The sequence below is a fragment of the Natrinema versiforme genome (assembly GCF_005576615.1).
GTDB lineage: Archaea > Halobacteriota > Halobacteria > Halobacteriales > Natrialbaceae > Natrinema > Natrinema versiforme_A.
In genome coordinates this window covers 20,633-36,295 of sequence record NZ_CP040332.1, presented here as the reverse complement: position 1 = coordinate 36,295, position 15,663 = coordinate 20,633, and the positions used below count along the sequence as shown (strand labels likewise).

The window sequence follows — 15,663 nt, the reverse complement described above, 5'->3', positions numbered from 1 at the left end:
GAACGGCGTCCGTTACGTGTCATTGTGTGGGAAGTTGTCGGTGGCCGGAATCGCATCCAGCAGCGTTTTCGTATAGGGGTGTGACGGCGTCGAGAGGACCGAGCGAGCGCGCCCCGTTTCGACGAAGTGGCCGTGGTGCATCACGGCGATCCGATCCGCGACGTGGCGAACGACCGCGAGGTCGTGAGAGATAAACAGGTACGCGAGGTCGAGGTCTGCCTGCAGATCGGTGAGCAGGTTCAGGATCGTCGCCTGAACCGAGATATCGAGGGCGGCGGTCGGCTCGTCTAACACGAGCACGGACGGCTCGAGTGCGAGCGCGCGGGCGATCGCGACGCGCTGGCGCTGCCCGCCGGACAGTTGATTCGGATACCGGTCGGCGCAGTCAGCGGCGAGACCGACCAGCGAGAGCACCTCGGCGACGCGGTCGTTGCGCCGGGACTTCGACCAGCCCGCCTCGAGCAGCGGTTCCGCGATCGATTGGGCCACCGTCCGCTTCGGATCGAGACTCGCACCGGGATGTTGGAAGACGACGCCGAGCTCGGCGAGCTGTGCGTTCGTGCGCGCGTCGACGCCGCCAACGCGCTGGCCGCGGAGTCTGACCGCCCCATCGTCGGGTTCCTCGAGGCCCGCGATCAGTTTCGCGAGCGTCGTCTTCCCACAGCCGCTCTCGCCGACGAGCCCGACGGTCTCGCCGGGTGAGAGCGCGAGCGAAACGCCCTCGACGGCCGGAATACGGTCGTCCGATCCGAGGAGACGGTCGAGGAGCGCGTCGGATCGTCGGAACGATTTCGTGACACCCTCGAGTTCGACGACCGGCTCGCTCGAGTGTGGGGGCTCCTCGGCGAGGTCTCGGCCGTCGGAATCGGTCGACGACGCGGCGGTCGCATCGCCAGTTGCCGGCGATTCGACCGACGCGTCATCGACGGGCGCGTTCACCGCGGAGGCTGCCGTTCCGCCGTCGACGGCCAGCGCCGACGGATCGGGTGTCGCGTTCGATGGCTCCGGCGTCTCGTTCGCTCCCTGCGTCGGCCGCCGTTGGGTGTGTGCCGACTCGAGCGATGCGTCCCGCGCCGCGGACACGCCGCATCGAACCGTGCGCTCCGGACCGGCCGAGACGACGGGCGGGTCCCGCTCGCGACAGTCGTCGGTCGCGAACGGGCAGCGATCGGCGAACGCACACCCCGCCGACGGAGCGGTGCCGTCCGGCGGCGTGCCCTCGACCGTCGGAAGCTGCGAGTCGGGTTCGGCTCGGCTCGGCAGACACTCGAGCAGCGCTTTCGTGTAGGGGTGGGCGGGATCCGATCGGAGCTCGTCGGTCGGCCCTCGTTCGACGATGACGCCGTCGTACATGACGACGACCCGGTCGCACAGCGCCGAGACGACGTCGAAGTCGTGGCTGATCACCAGCATCCCCATTCCGCGTTCGCCGTTGAGTTCGGCAAGTCGCTCGAGAATGGCCGCCTGTGTCGTCGCGTCCAGACCCGTCGTCGGCTCGTCGGCGATCAACAGGGACGGCCGGCGGGCGAGCGCGATCGCGAGCATCGCCCGCTGACGCATGCCGCCGCTGAACTGGTGGGGATAGGCGTCGATCCGCTCGTCGGGACGGGGGATGCCGACGGTCTCCATGAGCTCGAGGACGTCCGACCGGAGTGCCGTCGATCGGAGCCGGGAACTCGCCCCGAGCGCTAACTCTTTGAGGAGCGGCTGGCGATCCGGCTCGCGGTGGATCCGCAGTGCCTCGGCGATCTGTTCGCCGATCGGATACACCGGATTCAGCGTCGCCGACGGGTCCTGGAACACCATCGCGAGTTCCCGTCCCCGAAGCCGCCGGAGCGTCCGGTCGTCGGCCGTCGTCAGTTCGTGGCCACCGTAGCGAACGCTACCGTCAGTGATCTCACCGGGCGACTCGAGGCGGACGATAGACCGCGCGGTAACCGACTTCCCGCAGCCGCTTTCGCCGACGAGACCGACGGTCTCACCGGGTTTGATTTCGAACGACGCGCCGTTGACCGCGTGGACGGTATTGGATCGGGTACGAAACCGGACGTGGAGGTCTTCGATCTGGAGTGAGTTGGTCATAGTTACGTTCGTCTCCGTTGGTGGTCGTCGAGATGATCGGGATCCAATGCGTCTCGCAGGCCGTCGCCGAGGAGGTTGAAGCCGATGACGGTCAGCATGATCGCGACGCCGGGTGCGGTGACGAGCCACGGTGCCGATCGCAGATAGCTCCGGCTGTCGGCGATCATCGATCCCCACTCGGCCGTCGGGGGCTGGGCACCGAGTCCGAGATAGGAGAGTCCGGCGGCCGCGAGTACGACCGTTCCGAGGTTGAGCGTCGCGAGGATCACCACCGGGCTCGCGACGTGGGGTAACAGGTGCCGGCGGACGAGCCGGTGCCACGGCGTCCCGTAGAGCTTCGCCGACCGGACGAACGGTCGCTCTCTGATCGAGAGGACGCTCCCTCGAACGACCCGCGCGTACGACGCCCAGCCGACGACCGAAAGGGCGACGACGACGTTTCGAAGGCTCGGACCGAGAACGCCGGCGATCACGAGCGCGAGCACGAGTCCGGGAAACGCGAGTTGGATATCGACGAACCGCATCAGGAGGGCGTCGACGACGCGGCCGCCCGTCGCAGCGATCAGTCCGACCGCCGTGCCGATCACGAGACGGACGGCCGTCGCCCCGAGCGCCAACGCGAGCGAGACGCGAGCCCCATAGACGAGCCGGGTGGCCACGTCGCGGCCGAGCGCGTCGGTCCCGAGCGGATGGGCGAGTGATGGCCCCTGCAACCGGGTCTCGAGCACCTGCGCCGTCGGATCGTACGGCGATACCGCCGGACCGACGAAGGCGACGACCGCGAGCAGTCCGACGATCCCGCCGCCCAGCCGGATTGCGGTGTTCGTCCGCAGGACGAGCCGTCGACCCCGCTCGAGGAGGCCAGCCAGACGCGTTTTCACGGGGGTGCGTTCGGAGTGCGGTTCGCTCACGGCCGCTCACCCCCGCGTCCGCGTTCGATGCGGGGATCGAGCGCGACGTACGCGATATCGACGAGTTGGTTGGTCACGACGAACACGGCCGCCGTCACCAGAACGACGCCCTGAACGATCGGGTAGTCTCTGGCGAAGACGGCATCGACGAGTAGCGTTCCCAACCCGGGGCGCTGGAAGACGGCCTCGACGATCACCGCACCGTTGATCACCGTCCCGAACTGGAGCCCGACGATCGTCACGACGGGGACGAGGGCGTTCCGGAGCGCATGTTTGTACACGACGAGTCGCTCGCGGACGCCTTTCGACCGCGCGGTATCGACGTACTCGGCGTCGAGGACCTCGAGCATCGACGTCCGGACGAGCCGCGTAACGATCGCGGCCATCCCGGTGCCGAGCGTGATCGCGGGCAACACGAGGTGACTGAGAGTCCCCGCGCCGCCGACGGGCGTCAGGCCGAGCCACAGCGAACAGACGAGAAGCAGCAGGTAGCCGAGCCAGAAGTTCGGCATCGAGACGCCGATCAACGCGGCGATCTGGCTGGTCCGATCGATCCAGCTGCCGTGGTGGACGGCGCTTATCACGCCCATCGGAACGGCGACGACCACCGAGACGGCCGTCGCTGCCAGCGCGAGTTCGAGCGTGTTCGGCAACTGTGCGAGCACCAGCGAGGTGACGGGCTCGGAGTGGTAGTACGAGGTTCCGAGATCGCCCTGAATCGCGTCGGTGAGCCACGAAATGTACTGGACGAGGAAGGGGTCGTCCAATCCGTGTTCGGCCCGAAAGGTCGCAACCTCGGATGCCGACGGGGGGCTCTGCCGTTGCTCTCGGAGGATCGTATACGCCGGATCACCCGGCGTGAGAAACACGAACCCGTACGTGATCATCGAGACGCCGACCATCACGGCCGACAGCGATCCGAGTCGGGCAGCGAGGGCACGCAACATCTCAGTGGTGGGCGTACACAGGCGGTCGTGCTCGAACGCGTCCCCGCGAGCGGTCGTCGCGGCCGGTGGCTCCGCGTCGACATCGCACTCGAGCGACACAGTGGGCAATACGTTGCGGTCGCAAAGCCGCGGTCAGCCGCCCCATGAAGACGATTCGGGGCGACCTACAGAGGGGACCGTCGCCAGTCGGTCGGGTAGCGTTGGGGGAAACCATACAACCTTGTTTGAAGTACTGAAGGTTTAGTTGTAAAGGTGTGGGTTTCGCCGTGATCGCTCCATCCGACTCGATGGAGTCATCCTCACAGCCAACAGTTTCTGCGAGTGATTCGAGTGAAAGCGACTCGACGAGATCTACTGAACGAGCGTCGGCCACAGGATCTGAAACCACATGGACGTGCTCACACCCGCGGAACTCGAAAGGACTCTGACGACCAACTCGAGTTCGAGACGGTGGAGCAACTCGTCGGTACCGAAACCGCTCAACGGCTCCGTTGACTCGAGATCCCACCGATAGCGCCACTCGTCGTGGGCCCGGTCAGTGTAGTCGCGCAGGTTCTCCCAGTTGGCGAGCGACCGCGCCGCCCAGCGCGTTAGCGCGGTCTCAGGATGAGTGAAATAGAGCGCGTCGGACTCCGGGGAGCCGTTCGACTGGCCCGCGGTCGTCAGCACCATCGAACAGTCGAAGACGCTGCTGGAGTGGTCGTGGTCGATGGCGGGATACCCGTCAAGAGCAGGGCAGCCATCCACTGTTCCCCCGAGAGAAGGTCACAATCAGTTCTCGATGCGACGGCACAACTACACAGGCACAGCAGCCGGTCCTCGAGAGATGTCGAACGGGGAGCGCGACTCGAACGACGGCTCGGCCGGCCCGACGCGACGAGCCCTGCTCGCCGGTTTCGGCAGTGCGAGCGCGGGGTTGCTCGCGGGCTGCTCGACGACGCTCGGAACGGGATCGGGATCGACGCTCAGAGTCGGAACGCTCCGCCCGCCGATCGAACTCGATCCGATCACCGCCCACAGTATCGGCTCGGAACAGGCGATTGACCGGGTATTCGAGGGGCTCTATGCCTACGGCGAGGGAACCGACATTGTGCCCGCGATCGCGGCCGGCGACCCGACGATCGGAAACGGCGGTCGAGAGGTGACCGTCGAACTCGACGACCGGGCTCGGTTTCAGAACGACCGAGCGGTGGTCGCCGAGGACGTGGTCTACTCCTATACCGCGCCCCTCGAGGAGGACGCACCGACCGCGTGGCGAGTGAGTCCGTTCGAGTCGATCGAGGTCGACGGTGAGCGGACCGTCCGATTCACGCTGGCGGAACCGTACCCGGCGCTCGATCACGCGCTCACCCACCCGATCGTCCCCCGGCAGGAACGCGAGGACGACAAGGAGAGCTTCGCCACCGATCCGATCGGTTCCGGCCCGTTCGAAGTCGCCTCGTTTAGCGCGGAGAAGAAGGCCACGCTCCGTCGCTGGGACGACTACTGGGGAGAGACAACGCCAGATATCACTCGGCTTACGATGGCCTACGTCGAGTTCCCGGTGACCCAACTGACCAGCCTTCGGACGAATCGCAACGACATGATCGAACCCGTCTCGCCGCTGATCGTCGACTACGTGAGCGACGTCGCGAACGCGTCAGTGAAGCGCCAACAGGGGTACACGTCGTTTTACTTCGGCTTCAACTGCAACGAAGGACCCACGACCGACCCGCGGGTTCGGGAGGCGATCAGCTACTGTCTCGACCTCGAGAAAGCCGTTTCCGAGTTCATCGAGCCGATGGGACAGCGCCAGTACGGTCCGCTGCCGCCGCAGGTCGCCGACGAGTGGAGTATGCCGACCGACGAGTGGGCGGAGCTCGCGAACGAGAAGAACCCTGAACGAGCCCGGCAACTGTTCCGCGAGGCCGGCGAGGCCAGCGGGCAGCTTCGCATCCTGACCTCGATGGATCCGAAGCACAAGGAGTTCGGCGAGGCGCTCGCCGGCGGTCTTCGGGACGCCAGCCACGGCGCGCTCGTCATCTCGAAGCCCGAGTCGAAATTCCTCGATCGGTACGTCTCCGGCTCCGAGCGCGACTACTCGGTGTTCGTCGGCGAGATCACGGGCACGCCCGATCCGGACTCGCATCTCTACCCGACGTTCCACGAGAACATGACCGGCGTGACCAACGGGACGTTCTACCGCGAGGACGCGGTCATGGAACGGCTCGCGTCGGCGCGAACGACGGACGATCGGGAGCAGCGACGCCGTCTCTACGAGGAAGCGATCACGCGGTTGCTCGAGGATCGGGTCTGTCTCCCGATCTGCTCGTTCGAGAACAGCTTCGCCGTGGACGCGGGCGTCGAGAATTTCCGCGTCCACCCGATCGCGCGGGTCAATCCGCGACTCGCGTGGGACGACGAGGTCGTAACGGTGGGAACGGGATCATGAGCGACGACGGAGACAATGGAGACGACGGGTTCGGCGTCGGGACGGCCGTCGCGCTGGGCGTCGGCGGGATCGTCGGCGGTGGTATCTACGCGGCGATCGGCATCGTTGTGGCCGCGGCCGGAATTCTGACGTGGTTCGCCTACAGTCTCGCGACCGTCGTCGTCTGCTGCTGTGCATACTCGTACATCAAGCTCAACGACGCGACCGACAGCAACGGCGGCTCGGTCACGTATATCGAGGAACTGACGGGGAGATCGACGGTCGCCGGCATCGTCGGCTGGACGCTCGTCGTCGGCTACATCGGGACGATGGCGATGTACGCCTACGCGTTCGGCATGTACGGCCAGATGCTGATCGGTGTCGAGTACGTCTGGGGGCTGCCGATCCGGCAGTTCCTCTCGGTCGGCGTCCTCGCGATTTTCATCGGCTTGAATCTCCTCGGCGCGGGCTCGTCGGCGGCGGTCGAACGCTATCTCGTGTTCGTCCAGGCGGGGATCATCGCCGCCTTCGGCCTCATCGGTCTCTGGTACGGAGCCGCGAACTATCAACTGCAGTTCGGCTTCTCGCAACTCGGACTCAACCCGATTCTCGCGGCCTCCGTCGGCTTCGTCTCCTTCGAGGGCTGGCAGCTGCTGTTCTACGATCAGGAGCAGTTCGACGATCCCGACGAGACCCTCGCGAAGGGGGTGTCCATCTCGATCCCGATCGCGGCCGCCATCTACATCCTCGTCGGATTCGTGATCACGACGCTGCTGCCCGAAGAGGTCGTCGCCGCCCAGCCCGAACCGGCGCTGCTCTACGGGGCGTTGCTCATTTCGAAATGGCTCGCGCTCGCGGTCGGACTCGCCGGCCTCATCTCGACTGCCAGTGCGATCAACTCGACGCTGTTTAGCGAAGCCATCTTCGCCAAGAACCTGATCGGCGACGACATCCTCCCCCACGAGATGGGCGATCCGGACGCCGACGCCGCGCCGAAGCGAACCGTGCTCGTCATCGGCGCCCTGACGGCCGCCTTCGCCGTCCTCGGCAGCCTCGAGGCCGTCGTGGAGTTCGCATCGCTGGCCTTCATCGTCGTCTTCGGCACGATGAGCGCGCTCGCGCTGACGGTTCGCGATTCCGACGAGGTCGACGTCAATCCGATCCCGCCGCTGCTCGGCGTGATCGGGTCGGCCGCGTTCTTCGTCATGCTGACGTGGTACCTCTACTCGCAGCTCCCGGCCGTCTTCTGGCTGGTCGTCGTCATCGCGGCGGTGGTCTTCGCGGTCGAGGCCGTGTACTTCAAGCGCCAGACCCTCTCGGAAGGCGTCAACGCCGTCGAGAAGCGCATCTGATCCCCAGCCGAGACTGGAGGCCCCCACCGCTGTCGCCCCGTAGCATCGTACGGGACGGGTCGACGATCGCGACCCGAGACAAGGTCTCGACCATCACGGCGGTCGGAGGATCTGATTTGATAGGGGGTAACGCAGAAAGCCGATTTCTGGCTCAGAGTCACGTCACCACCGCTCAGAAAGTCGACTTTAGAACGCTCTCGTTTGCTCGGTTTCGGAGATTCTCCCAGATTCGGACGTGCTTTCCAGTCGGTCCGTCGACGAAGTCGTTCGGAGTAATTCAAACGATGTCGGAGCGACGGAGACCGACACGTCCGCCTCACAAGAACGCGAGCCACTAATAGGGCGTCTCGGCATGGTCGCACGTCGAGTTCTTCGTTCGATACCCAGACGCGCATCCCGCCTCGAGAGTCGTACTGTCCGCGTCGCATTCGATCCGAAGTTGGTTACAAATCCTAGTTTTTGTAGCTCAATCGGGATCTAAAAGGCTGGTCGTGCCGAACTCGCAAGAGAACCCCGTGTTCTCGTTCGACTCTTGTTACGGTATTTATGGTTGCGAATAGAAAAGTAGTTCATTGATTAGGATTCCCGCGCTTTGATCCGCTCCTCGTGTCATAATTCGCGGTCTAATAAGATTGGGAACGCCAAGCATCTATAGCCATTCGGCAACAAACAGAGATAGCGGGTCCCCCATGATTACTACCCTCACAACTTGGCTCCGTTCGCAGAGAGGGGATGATAGCGAACGGACGGCGAACCTCGGTCTCCAACTCGCTATCGTCACCGCGCTCGTCGAAGGAGTCCGTCGGCGCGATCCAAGCGTGATCGTCAACGGTATCGTCTCGCTTCTGTTTGCAGCGATACCGAGATATCTCGAGAACAGATACGGTGCTCGTTTTCGGCCGTGGCAACGACTGTGGGTCTCGGGAGCGGCGTTGGTCCACACGCTGGGGATGCTGGGTCCGTACGATCGGATCTGGTGGTGGGATCACCTCGCGCATACGCTCTCTGGTGTCGTCGTCGCGGGAGCCACAGATATCGCGTTCCGAGCGGAGGCCGAAAAGGACACCCAAGGGAACGGTTTGCCGAAATCCAGACCGGCAGTGATTGCCGGGGTGACACTCGGATTCGGTGTTCTCTGGGAGGTACTTGAATATACCATCCACGCAATCGCCGATCGGAAAGGGTTCGAACCGCTACTCGTTCACTACGGACGACTCGACGCGATCGGAGACATCATCTTCGACCTCCTGGGAGCGGGTCTCGTGGTCAAGTTTGGCCGAGACGGACTCTCTAACGTCACTGAATCGATCACCGACGATAGCGACGACTGATAGACAGTCCTGACTGCAAGAGGGACGGGTGACCCTAGTTAAGTGGGAAATAGAAGATTCATACCGATCGTGTACTTACTTCGAGAGAGGTCATACCTTGCTAATACTGCCATCCCTCTCATTATCGTCCGAATGCTAGGACCAAGTATGGTTGGAGTCAACAAGGTAGAGACGGAAGAAGACTATATCCACGTCCGATTTAGAGACCCGGACCAATTCGATGAAATTCGGACACCCGATTGGGCAGAGGATCCCGCCCACTCGGTCTCTGATGGGAGTGAAGTGCGAATGGGACAGGAAGACGATAGTGATGACTGGAAGGTGGAATCCGTGCTCATCAAGAAAAGCGTCGGCGAAGACAAGGCCGAACAGCAGGCTCGAGATATCGTCGACAAAATCGAGTCTTGACATCTTCCCCGCGCTAAAGCGCGAGGATTCCTCCGTTTGGGGTTCGGCTATGCCGATTCCACGGAGGCAACTTCGGGTTTGTGCGTACTTCTTTGGGACTTTCGTGAGTAGGGTTTCCCCGACCAATCATGGTCGTCCCACTCGAATCGCACGGGCCGTGCCCTCGGCCTGACTTCCGTATCGTCGTAGTGGTTGTAGAGCGCGGACTTGCTCAGTCCCGTTTACGGCATCAGCCCTGTACCTCCTGAGGGATATTCTTAAGCGAGTCAATAGCAAAGAGTGGAGTAGGAAGTCGAAATGACTGATTTCTCTGATCCACGGCCACCGCTTCCGGAGTGGATCTTGGATGCGTACGATGTCCTTTGTACTCATAGTTTCAACTCGGCTGCGAATGAAGACAGCCAGTCGATCCCTCGAGAGGAAGCGATTGAGGTTCTCTGCAGTTCTGATGAATTGGCCCTCGAACCCGAAGACGCGACTCATGCAGTTTCCCGGTTGATCGAGCGAGGCTACTTCTACGAGGTCGACAGCGAACTTCGTGTGACGATTCCGGAGGAGTAACTCCTGAATGTGCTTCGAAATCGCGTTAATCACACCGATCCAAAAGATGTAGCATCGGTGATCACAGACGCATCGATGGCTGAGTATTCCTCAGAGGTCTGGCGACGCCACCCGACAGCCACACGGCGATGCGATATGGTCCAACGGACCGCGTGAGTGTACCAGAATCATTGCTTTCCCACACCGTGGACACGACGGTAGCAGCCTGTCTTCCTCTTCTCTCGACTGTGTCTGTTCGCTCATGGCCACCTCGAGGGGTGACTGTCGTGACCGACGGCTCTTGGAGTGCGATACGGCTCTCGTGCGGGACGTTTATATCCCGTTAGAAGCAATCGAAACATGGCTTTCAAATCCGCGGATGGATTGGAAGCCACGCTTCGGGTGCTATGGACACCCGGGGCATTTCAACGCATGCCCCCGCGACGAGGTGGAGCGCAGCTTCCATTTTGATTGTAGAATCATAGTCACTTATAGCATTGGGATTAATCCTTGAGAGAAACAGCCCGGGACCAATCTTTCTCGGTGACTCTTTGCTAGTATTCTGATTCCCATCGCTGTCGCACTGACTGAGTTCAGCGTCCAATACGAGCACGCTGATCCTGAACTGGCTGAATAAGCGTGACAACTGGCTACTGCCGTCTCGTTGATCACGATAGTCGGCCTGCGAGGGCTGTCGACGAACTCGAGATTGGTACGTCAAGAGAGTAGCTAACTCGGGCAGGGAATCCAAGCTCAGCTATTAGAAGCCAGTTCTTCTGATGCGATATAACGAGAGAGAAGGCGAAGTATAGCAGTATCGATAGCGTCAGCTTGGGCGTCTAACCGTCTGAAAAATCAAGATTGGTGTTCGTCGCTGTGAGCGACGGTGTGTCTCGATATTACTGCCGGACGACGTTCGCTGCGCGAGGTCCCTTTGGTGAGGACTCGATATCGAACTCAACCTCGGTACCTTCCGTCAGGTCCTCTCCGCCGACATCCTCCATGTGGAAGAAAACGTCTTCGTCGTCGTCGAGGTCGCCGTCGTCAGTCGAAATGAAACCATAGCCGCCAGTGTCGTTGAAGAAATCAACCGTTCCGTTTGCCATTACAAACAAACAGTGTCTCCAGTGACTGATAACACTTCCGAACGTCACGGTACCACGGCTCCTGTTCTCCGACAGACGTGCAACGGTTGGTCGCGCGTACAGTTGGTTCGGAGTTCGGCAGTCAGTTCGGTTTCGGAGGCAGGTATTTATCGTGTGGTCGAGAGGTAAAACATGCATCGCTATGAAACCATGCCAGAACTGCCAGTCGTCCATCGACGAGTATCTCCTCGACAAACAGCTCGAACCCCTGCGCGAACTCACGGCTGACGACTTCAGCATCTGTGTGGACTGTGCAACCATCGTCACGGATGCGTGCGTAAAGTGTGGCGGCGCGGTGTACGTTCCCCGAAGTGAATCCGTCACCCCTGACTACTGTCCGGCGTGTCGGTCAGATCTCATAGACCGCACCGGCCACGACCCTGGCTGGACGCGTGGCCCCGTGTCCACCTGAACGGCAGTCACTCTCGAATAATATTTTCGTCAGGGTGGCCGTTCGATAGACACGTACATCGGCCGTTGGAGAGTAGATCAATTCGGACACGTGTTCTGCTGATCGTGCTGAATACAGGGCACAAGTCGGTCACTACCAACTAGCGACGAGACTGATAAAGTCCCCACCCTGAGATGAAAATCATGAGCAACCAAGCACCAGAAGCAATCACTCCAAGGGTTCCGCCTTCACCAATACCTACTCTATAGGTCTGTATTGACCCTGCTATACACGCTGCGATAACGATGAGCCACCACTGACGATGAGAGAGTCCATCTGCCATCCTTATTTTGTATTCATTTTTATAGAATATATGTGTGGCTACAATCCGCCGATGGATGTTCCCTCTGTATTCAGCATGCCGTTCTGACAGATATCGTGGGGGGGTCGATAGCGGCTTCAGTAATGTCCACACCTGTCTTCAGCACAACTTTTCCGATCGGTAATCGATCTATCAGATGGAGTTCTTGGACGGTGAAGTTGGAACAGCACACTTCTTGGAACTCTTCTCTGATACCCATATTACTTCTCAGATACCTTAGTATACCCGATTAGACTAACAAATTAGGATAGCTTAATCGGGAGCACCCTCTCATCCAAAACACTCAATATTTCGACAGTACTATATATTTGAAATTGGGATTTCGAAGAGCGACAATTACGCGAGCAACACCTCTCGACGAACTCTATGAGCAGGTCTCGGACTCCGATCTCGTTCTTGTTCCCGATGCACCGCTTGCGAGCGCAAGCACGCGCTGCCCAACGCGAACCATCGAACGGCTATTGGGATGTGCCAGCTGTATCTCAGACGAGTGAATCCAGATTTTTCGATGCCAGAGACGGCGACACAGCTCGATGAGGCCGACAGGTACGGTTGGATGGAGTGGGTCAACGATTACATCAACGAGTCAAAGAGACTACTGACGATTCGACGAAAAGGTAGCCGGTTCAAATATCTCGAGGAGTTCGGTTGCGACGTGCTTGTGCGAAAGCACGATATCGAAATCCCGCTCGAGGAGTACGAATTAGATCTTCGGCGAAGTGAGCGGTGGAGAAGGTATGCAAAACGGCACGAAAACCTGTGGATCGACTTCACCGAGGAAGCCGTTCGACGTGCGGGAGCGACCGAGTTAGCCGATATAGATGGTCTTCCAAAGCACGAATTCGCGGACGATCTAAAAGAACTCGAGTGAAATTAGTCCTGAAGACGAGCGACAGTCCGGCCGGTCTCTTCTACTTCTTCGCTCCGGCTCATTCCGAGACGTTCTTCTAATTCTCGGATGTTATCTTCTAGGGTCATATCACTAGATCACTCACTAGGAGCCAAAAATCTACCGGTGAAAACAGGGTCTAAAATAGCAGAAAGGACGGATATGTTGGAGGGCCATTTTTCAGGTAGTTTTTCGGCAAGCCATAGTTCTGATGTGTTCGAAAGGTATGTAGAAATCGTGGCTAAGACGATGCCGTTCTTTCCAATATTCTCTTGGGGACATGTGTAGCATGAAGTAACAGCAGAAAGCTAGCTTCAGATCAGCTCGTCGGAAGCCGCGCCACGCCACCGCGGTCGCGGTAAGAAATGTACAGCGCGCCATCAGCCGTCGTCACACCGATCCGGGAGGACTCCGGATCGTACCGCCACCGGCGGCTCCCGGTAGCAGGGTCGTAGGCGGCGAGTTCGTTATCGCTGGCCGTAAAGAGGATCTCACCGGAACGGCCTAGTGCCTCGACCGTCCCGCCGATTTCGATGTCAGTTGTCGTCTGCCACCGCCGGGTCCCATCGAGGTCGAACGCGTCCAGCCGGATTAGAATGCCACCGTCGGGGTCGTCGACCGAACTCGCAACGAACACACCTTGTGAGGTCGCCGTCACCGTCTCGAGTTCGTACCCGACGGTTCGGCGCCACTGTATGGTTCCCCCATCGCGCTCGATGGCAACTAGCTCGTCCGAGCGATCATCATGGCGGATACGCACGTAGACGTGCTCGCCGAGCCAGATTGGCGGATCAAAGTGGCCAGTCACGTCACCGTCCACCACGGTCCGCCAGAGGACGTGCCCATCACGGACCCGGTGCATCCGCACGGTAGAATTGCGGACCGTCACGATCCGGTCGCCGGCAGCCACGACGTAGGGGTAGCCATTACGAGGTGGCGACTCCCACAGCACCTCGCCGGTTGCCGGAGCGAGCGTAATCAGCCTCGTGTCGTCGTCCGAGTTCGTGACAGGGAAGATGCAGGCCGAGTCACTGAGTGTGGGGAGGGGATACCCTCGGCCGGATCGCTGGAAGCGACGTGTGCCGTCGCGCGCATCGTAGCCGGTGACCACACCGTCGACCGGATCGATGCCGACCAGCAGCGAGCCGTGTCGACCGAGCCACCCGTTCTGGGTTTGTCCCTCCACGTGCCATAGTCGCTCCCCCGACAGCTCGACCGTGTAGAGGTCACCGTCGGTGCTGTGGACGTGGACCGGACCGTCCGATGACGGGACGGCCGGTCGCGCCTCGATGGGACCACCGGTTTCGACGGTGAGGATCCGTTCCCCATCGGCCGTAAACCCGTGGAGGCGTTTGTCCTGTCCACCGACGAGGACGTGTTCGTCGGTCGCGGACGGTGGACTTGCGGCTGTTGCGCCCGAGAAGTCACGCTCCCAGAGGGGTTGGACACTGGACAGCGCCGACCGCAGGCTGCACCCTGCTAGCGCGAGCGTGCCCGCCGACGTGAGCGAGGCGAGCGCCTGCCGACGCGACCAGTTCCGGCTGTCCTGTCGGGCAGTCGCGTGCCGCGGCAGGTCGTGCTTGTCGGCAGCGGTGTCGGGATCACGCATCGGTGATCGCCTCCGGAGCGACCCGTGCCAGACCGAACGTCTGTCCCAGATAGACCGTCTCGCCGGCCGCCTGTACCCATTCGATGCTGCCACCCTCGAGCGACGTGTCATCGAACCGTACTTCCCGGATGCGTGTGCCGTCCCGCTCGTGGACATAGAGTACAGTCGGGTTAAACGGGATGGTGCCGCTCGAGCCGCGGATGCGGTGTGTCCCGCCGACCAGCGTCACCAGGCGGTCGCCGACCTGCATCGGCCCGTGAGTGACGGCGTTCCCGAGGTCATCGCTCCACAACTGCTGGCTCGAGGCCGGGTCGAACGCCCGGAGGGTGTAGTCCGCGCCGCCGACGTACACCCGATCGTCGGTCACTAACGGCCGTGTGAATACGGTGTTGGCCAGCGAGCCGCGCCAGTCGACTGTGCCGGTCGCGGTCTCCAGCGCCAGCAGCTCCTCGGTGGCGGCGCCGAGGTATGCGGTCCCGTCAGTAGCCCCAACGGCCGACAGCGGAGCGCCAATATCCCGCGTCCAGCCGACTGCGCCGGTCCGGTCGAGGAAAAGCACACGACCGTCGACCAGGGGCGCAACCACACCATCGGATGTCGCGCCAGGAGCGCCTGACAGCGATGCGGACAGGGTATGGGTGAACAGCGTCTCACCGTCCGCCCGGGCGACACCGACCAGTCGGTCGGGTACGTCATCTTCGGTGCCTGAGATTGGGACCACGATGCGATCACCGAGCGGGATGGGGGCGAACTCGACGACCCCAGGGTCGGCCGCGTCGATCGGTGCGAGCCGGCGCTGCCAGACGGACTCGCCCGTGGCTGCGTCGACGGCGACCATCGTTTCGGCCTTCGAGATAGCGTAGGCTCGCCCATCACCGACGCCGAGAGGCGACTTCTCGCCCTTGGCAACCGTCACGGTCCACGTGGTCTCACCGGTCTGGGGGTCTAGGCCGGCGACGATCGGCCGATCGCGGAATGGGCTGTGCGAGCCAGCCAAGAGCTGTCCGGCTGCGGTCACGGCGACGGACGACGGATCACGGAAACCCGTCTGCCACGACCGTTGGATGGGGAACGAGTCTCCATCGAGGAGACCAGCGCAACCCGCGACGCTGCCAACGAAGCCAGTGACTGCGCTGAGGGCCGCACGGCGTTTCATGGAGGGCATTTGTTCACCGTTTCGATAGCGGTGGTATCAGTCTTATTCTTTGTGCGACAGATAGTACAAGTCGGGGGTATAACAGCACTCTCTCCCTGCTCGTGCTCGCA

The 15,663-nt window shown here is 61.6% G+C and carries 14 protein-coding genes; 7 read left to right on the top strand and 7 right to left on the bottom strand.

The window, feature by feature from the left end; all coding sequences use genetic code 11:
- Positions 1–12: 12 nt before the first annotated feature.
- From FEJ81_RS21190 to FEJ81_RS23520, 4 genes are all read right to left on the bottom strand, one after another.
- Complete coding sequence (locus FEJ81_RS21190; RefSeq protein ID WP_138247205.1) at positions 13–2,082, bottom strand: dipeptide ABC transporter ATP-binding protein; 2,070 nt, start codon at positions 2,080–2,082, stop codon at positions 13–15.
- 2 nt (positions 2,083–2,084) lie between these two features.
- Entirely contained in the window at positions 2,085–2,915 is an 831-nt protein-coding gene (nikC, locus tag FEJ81_RS21185) for a nickel transporter permease (RefSeq protein ID WP_229504856.1), read from the bottom strand.
- Between the two features lie 74 nt (positions 2,916–2,989).
- Complete coding sequence (nikB, locus tag FEJ81_RS21180; protein ID WP_138247473.1) at positions 2,990–3,940, bottom strand: nickel ABC transporter permease; 951 nt, start codon at positions 3,938–3,940, stop codon at positions 2,990–2,992.
- 351 nt (positions 3,941–4,291) lie between these two features.
- Positions 4,292–4,612 (bottom strand): hypothetical protein, encoded by a 321-nt coding sequence (locus tag FEJ81_RS23520; protein ID WP_175416530.1) that lies wholly within the window; start codon positions 4,610–4,612, stop codon positions 4,292–4,294.
- Positions 4,613–4,766: 154 nt separating this feature from the next.
- On the opposite strand from FEJ81_RS23520, the gene FEJ81_RS21170 reads away from it, so the two are divergent.
- The 5 genes from FEJ81_RS21170 (at position 4,767) to FEJ81_RS23985 (ending at position 10,002) form a co-directional block, all read left to right on the top strand.
- Complete coding sequence (locus tag FEJ81_RS21170) at positions 4,767–6,371, top strand: ABC transporter substrate-binding protein (RefSeq protein WP_138247203.1); 1,605 nt, start codon at positions 4,767–4,769, stop codon at positions 6,369–6,371.
- Positions 6,368–7,702 carry an APC family permease gene (locus FEJ81_RS21165; protein WP_138247202.1) on the top strand — a complete coding sequence of 445 codons (1,335 nt, stop codon included), beginning with the start codon at positions 6,368–6,370 and terminating at the stop codon, positions 7,700–7,702. Before FEJ81_RS21170 ends, FEJ81_RS21165 begins: the two co-directional genes overlap by 4 nt.
- Positions 7,703–8,391: 689 nt before the next feature.
- Positions 8,392–9,033 carry a hypothetical protein gene (locus FEJ81_RS21160; protein ID WP_138247201.1) on the top strand — a complete coding sequence of 214 codons (642 nt, stop codon included), beginning with the start codon at positions 8,392–8,394 and terminating at the stop codon, positions 9,031–9,033.
- A gap of 147 nt (positions 9,034–9,180) precedes the next feature.
- A complete protein-coding gene (locus FEJ81_RS21155; RefSeq protein ID WP_138247200.1) occupies positions 9,181–9,441 on the top strand; it encodes a hypothetical protein in 261 nt (86 codons plus the stop codon).
- Positions 9,442–9,738: 297 nt separating this feature from the next.
- Positions 9,739–10,002 carry a hypothetical protein gene (locus FEJ81_RS23985; protein WP_138247199.1) on the top strand — a complete coding sequence of 88 codons (264 nt, stop codon included), beginning with the start codon at positions 9,739–9,741 and terminating at the stop codon, positions 10,000–10,002.
- An 878-nt stretch (positions 10,003–10,880) separates the two neighbouring features.
- Here the strand turns inward: FEJ81_RS23985 and FEJ81_RS21145 are convergent.
- Positions 10,881–11,087 carry a cold-shock protein gene (locus FEJ81_RS21145; RefSeq protein WP_114587455.1) on the bottom strand — a complete coding sequence of 69 codons (207 nt, stop codon included), beginning with the start codon at positions 11,085–11,087 and terminating at the stop codon, positions 10,881–10,883.
- A 181-nt stretch (positions 11,088–11,268) separates the two neighbouring features.
- Here FEJ81_RS21145 and FEJ81_RS23980 point away from each other — a divergent pair, with 181 nt between their 5' ends.
- Together FEJ81_RS23980 and FEJ81_RS21135 are read left to right on the top strand one after the other, a co-directional pair.
- Positions 11,269–11,538, top strand: coding sequence for a DUF7571 family protein (locus tag FEJ81_RS23980; protein ID WP_138247198.1), 270 nt, complete (start codon positions 11,269–11,271; stop codon positions 11,536–11,538).
- Positions 11,539–12,407: 869 nt separating this feature from the next.
- A complete protein-coding gene (locus FEJ81_RS21135; RefSeq protein WP_229504845.1) occupies positions 12,408–12,770 on the top strand; it encodes a hypothetical protein in 363 nt (120 codons plus the stop codon).
- 337 nt (positions 12,771–13,107) lie between these two features.
- Here the strand turns inward: FEJ81_RS21135 and FEJ81_RS21130 are convergent, their stop codons facing one another.
- The gene (locus tag FEJ81_RS21130) at positions 13,108–14,397 is read right to left on the bottom strand and encodes an outer membrane protein assembly factor BamB family protein (RefSeq protein WP_138247197.1); all 1,290 of its coding nucleotides are present in this window, start codon (positions 14,395–14,397) and stop codon (positions 13,108–13,110) included.
- Complete coding sequence (locus FEJ81_RS21125; RefSeq protein ID WP_229504844.1) at positions 14,390–15,562, bottom strand: PQQ-binding-like beta-propeller repeat protein; 1,173 nt, start codon at positions 15,560–15,562, stop codon at positions 14,390–14,392. Before FEJ81_RS21125 ends, FEJ81_RS21130 begins: the two co-directional genes overlap by 8 nt.
- Between the last annotated feature and the right edge of the window lie 101 nt (positions 15,563–15,663).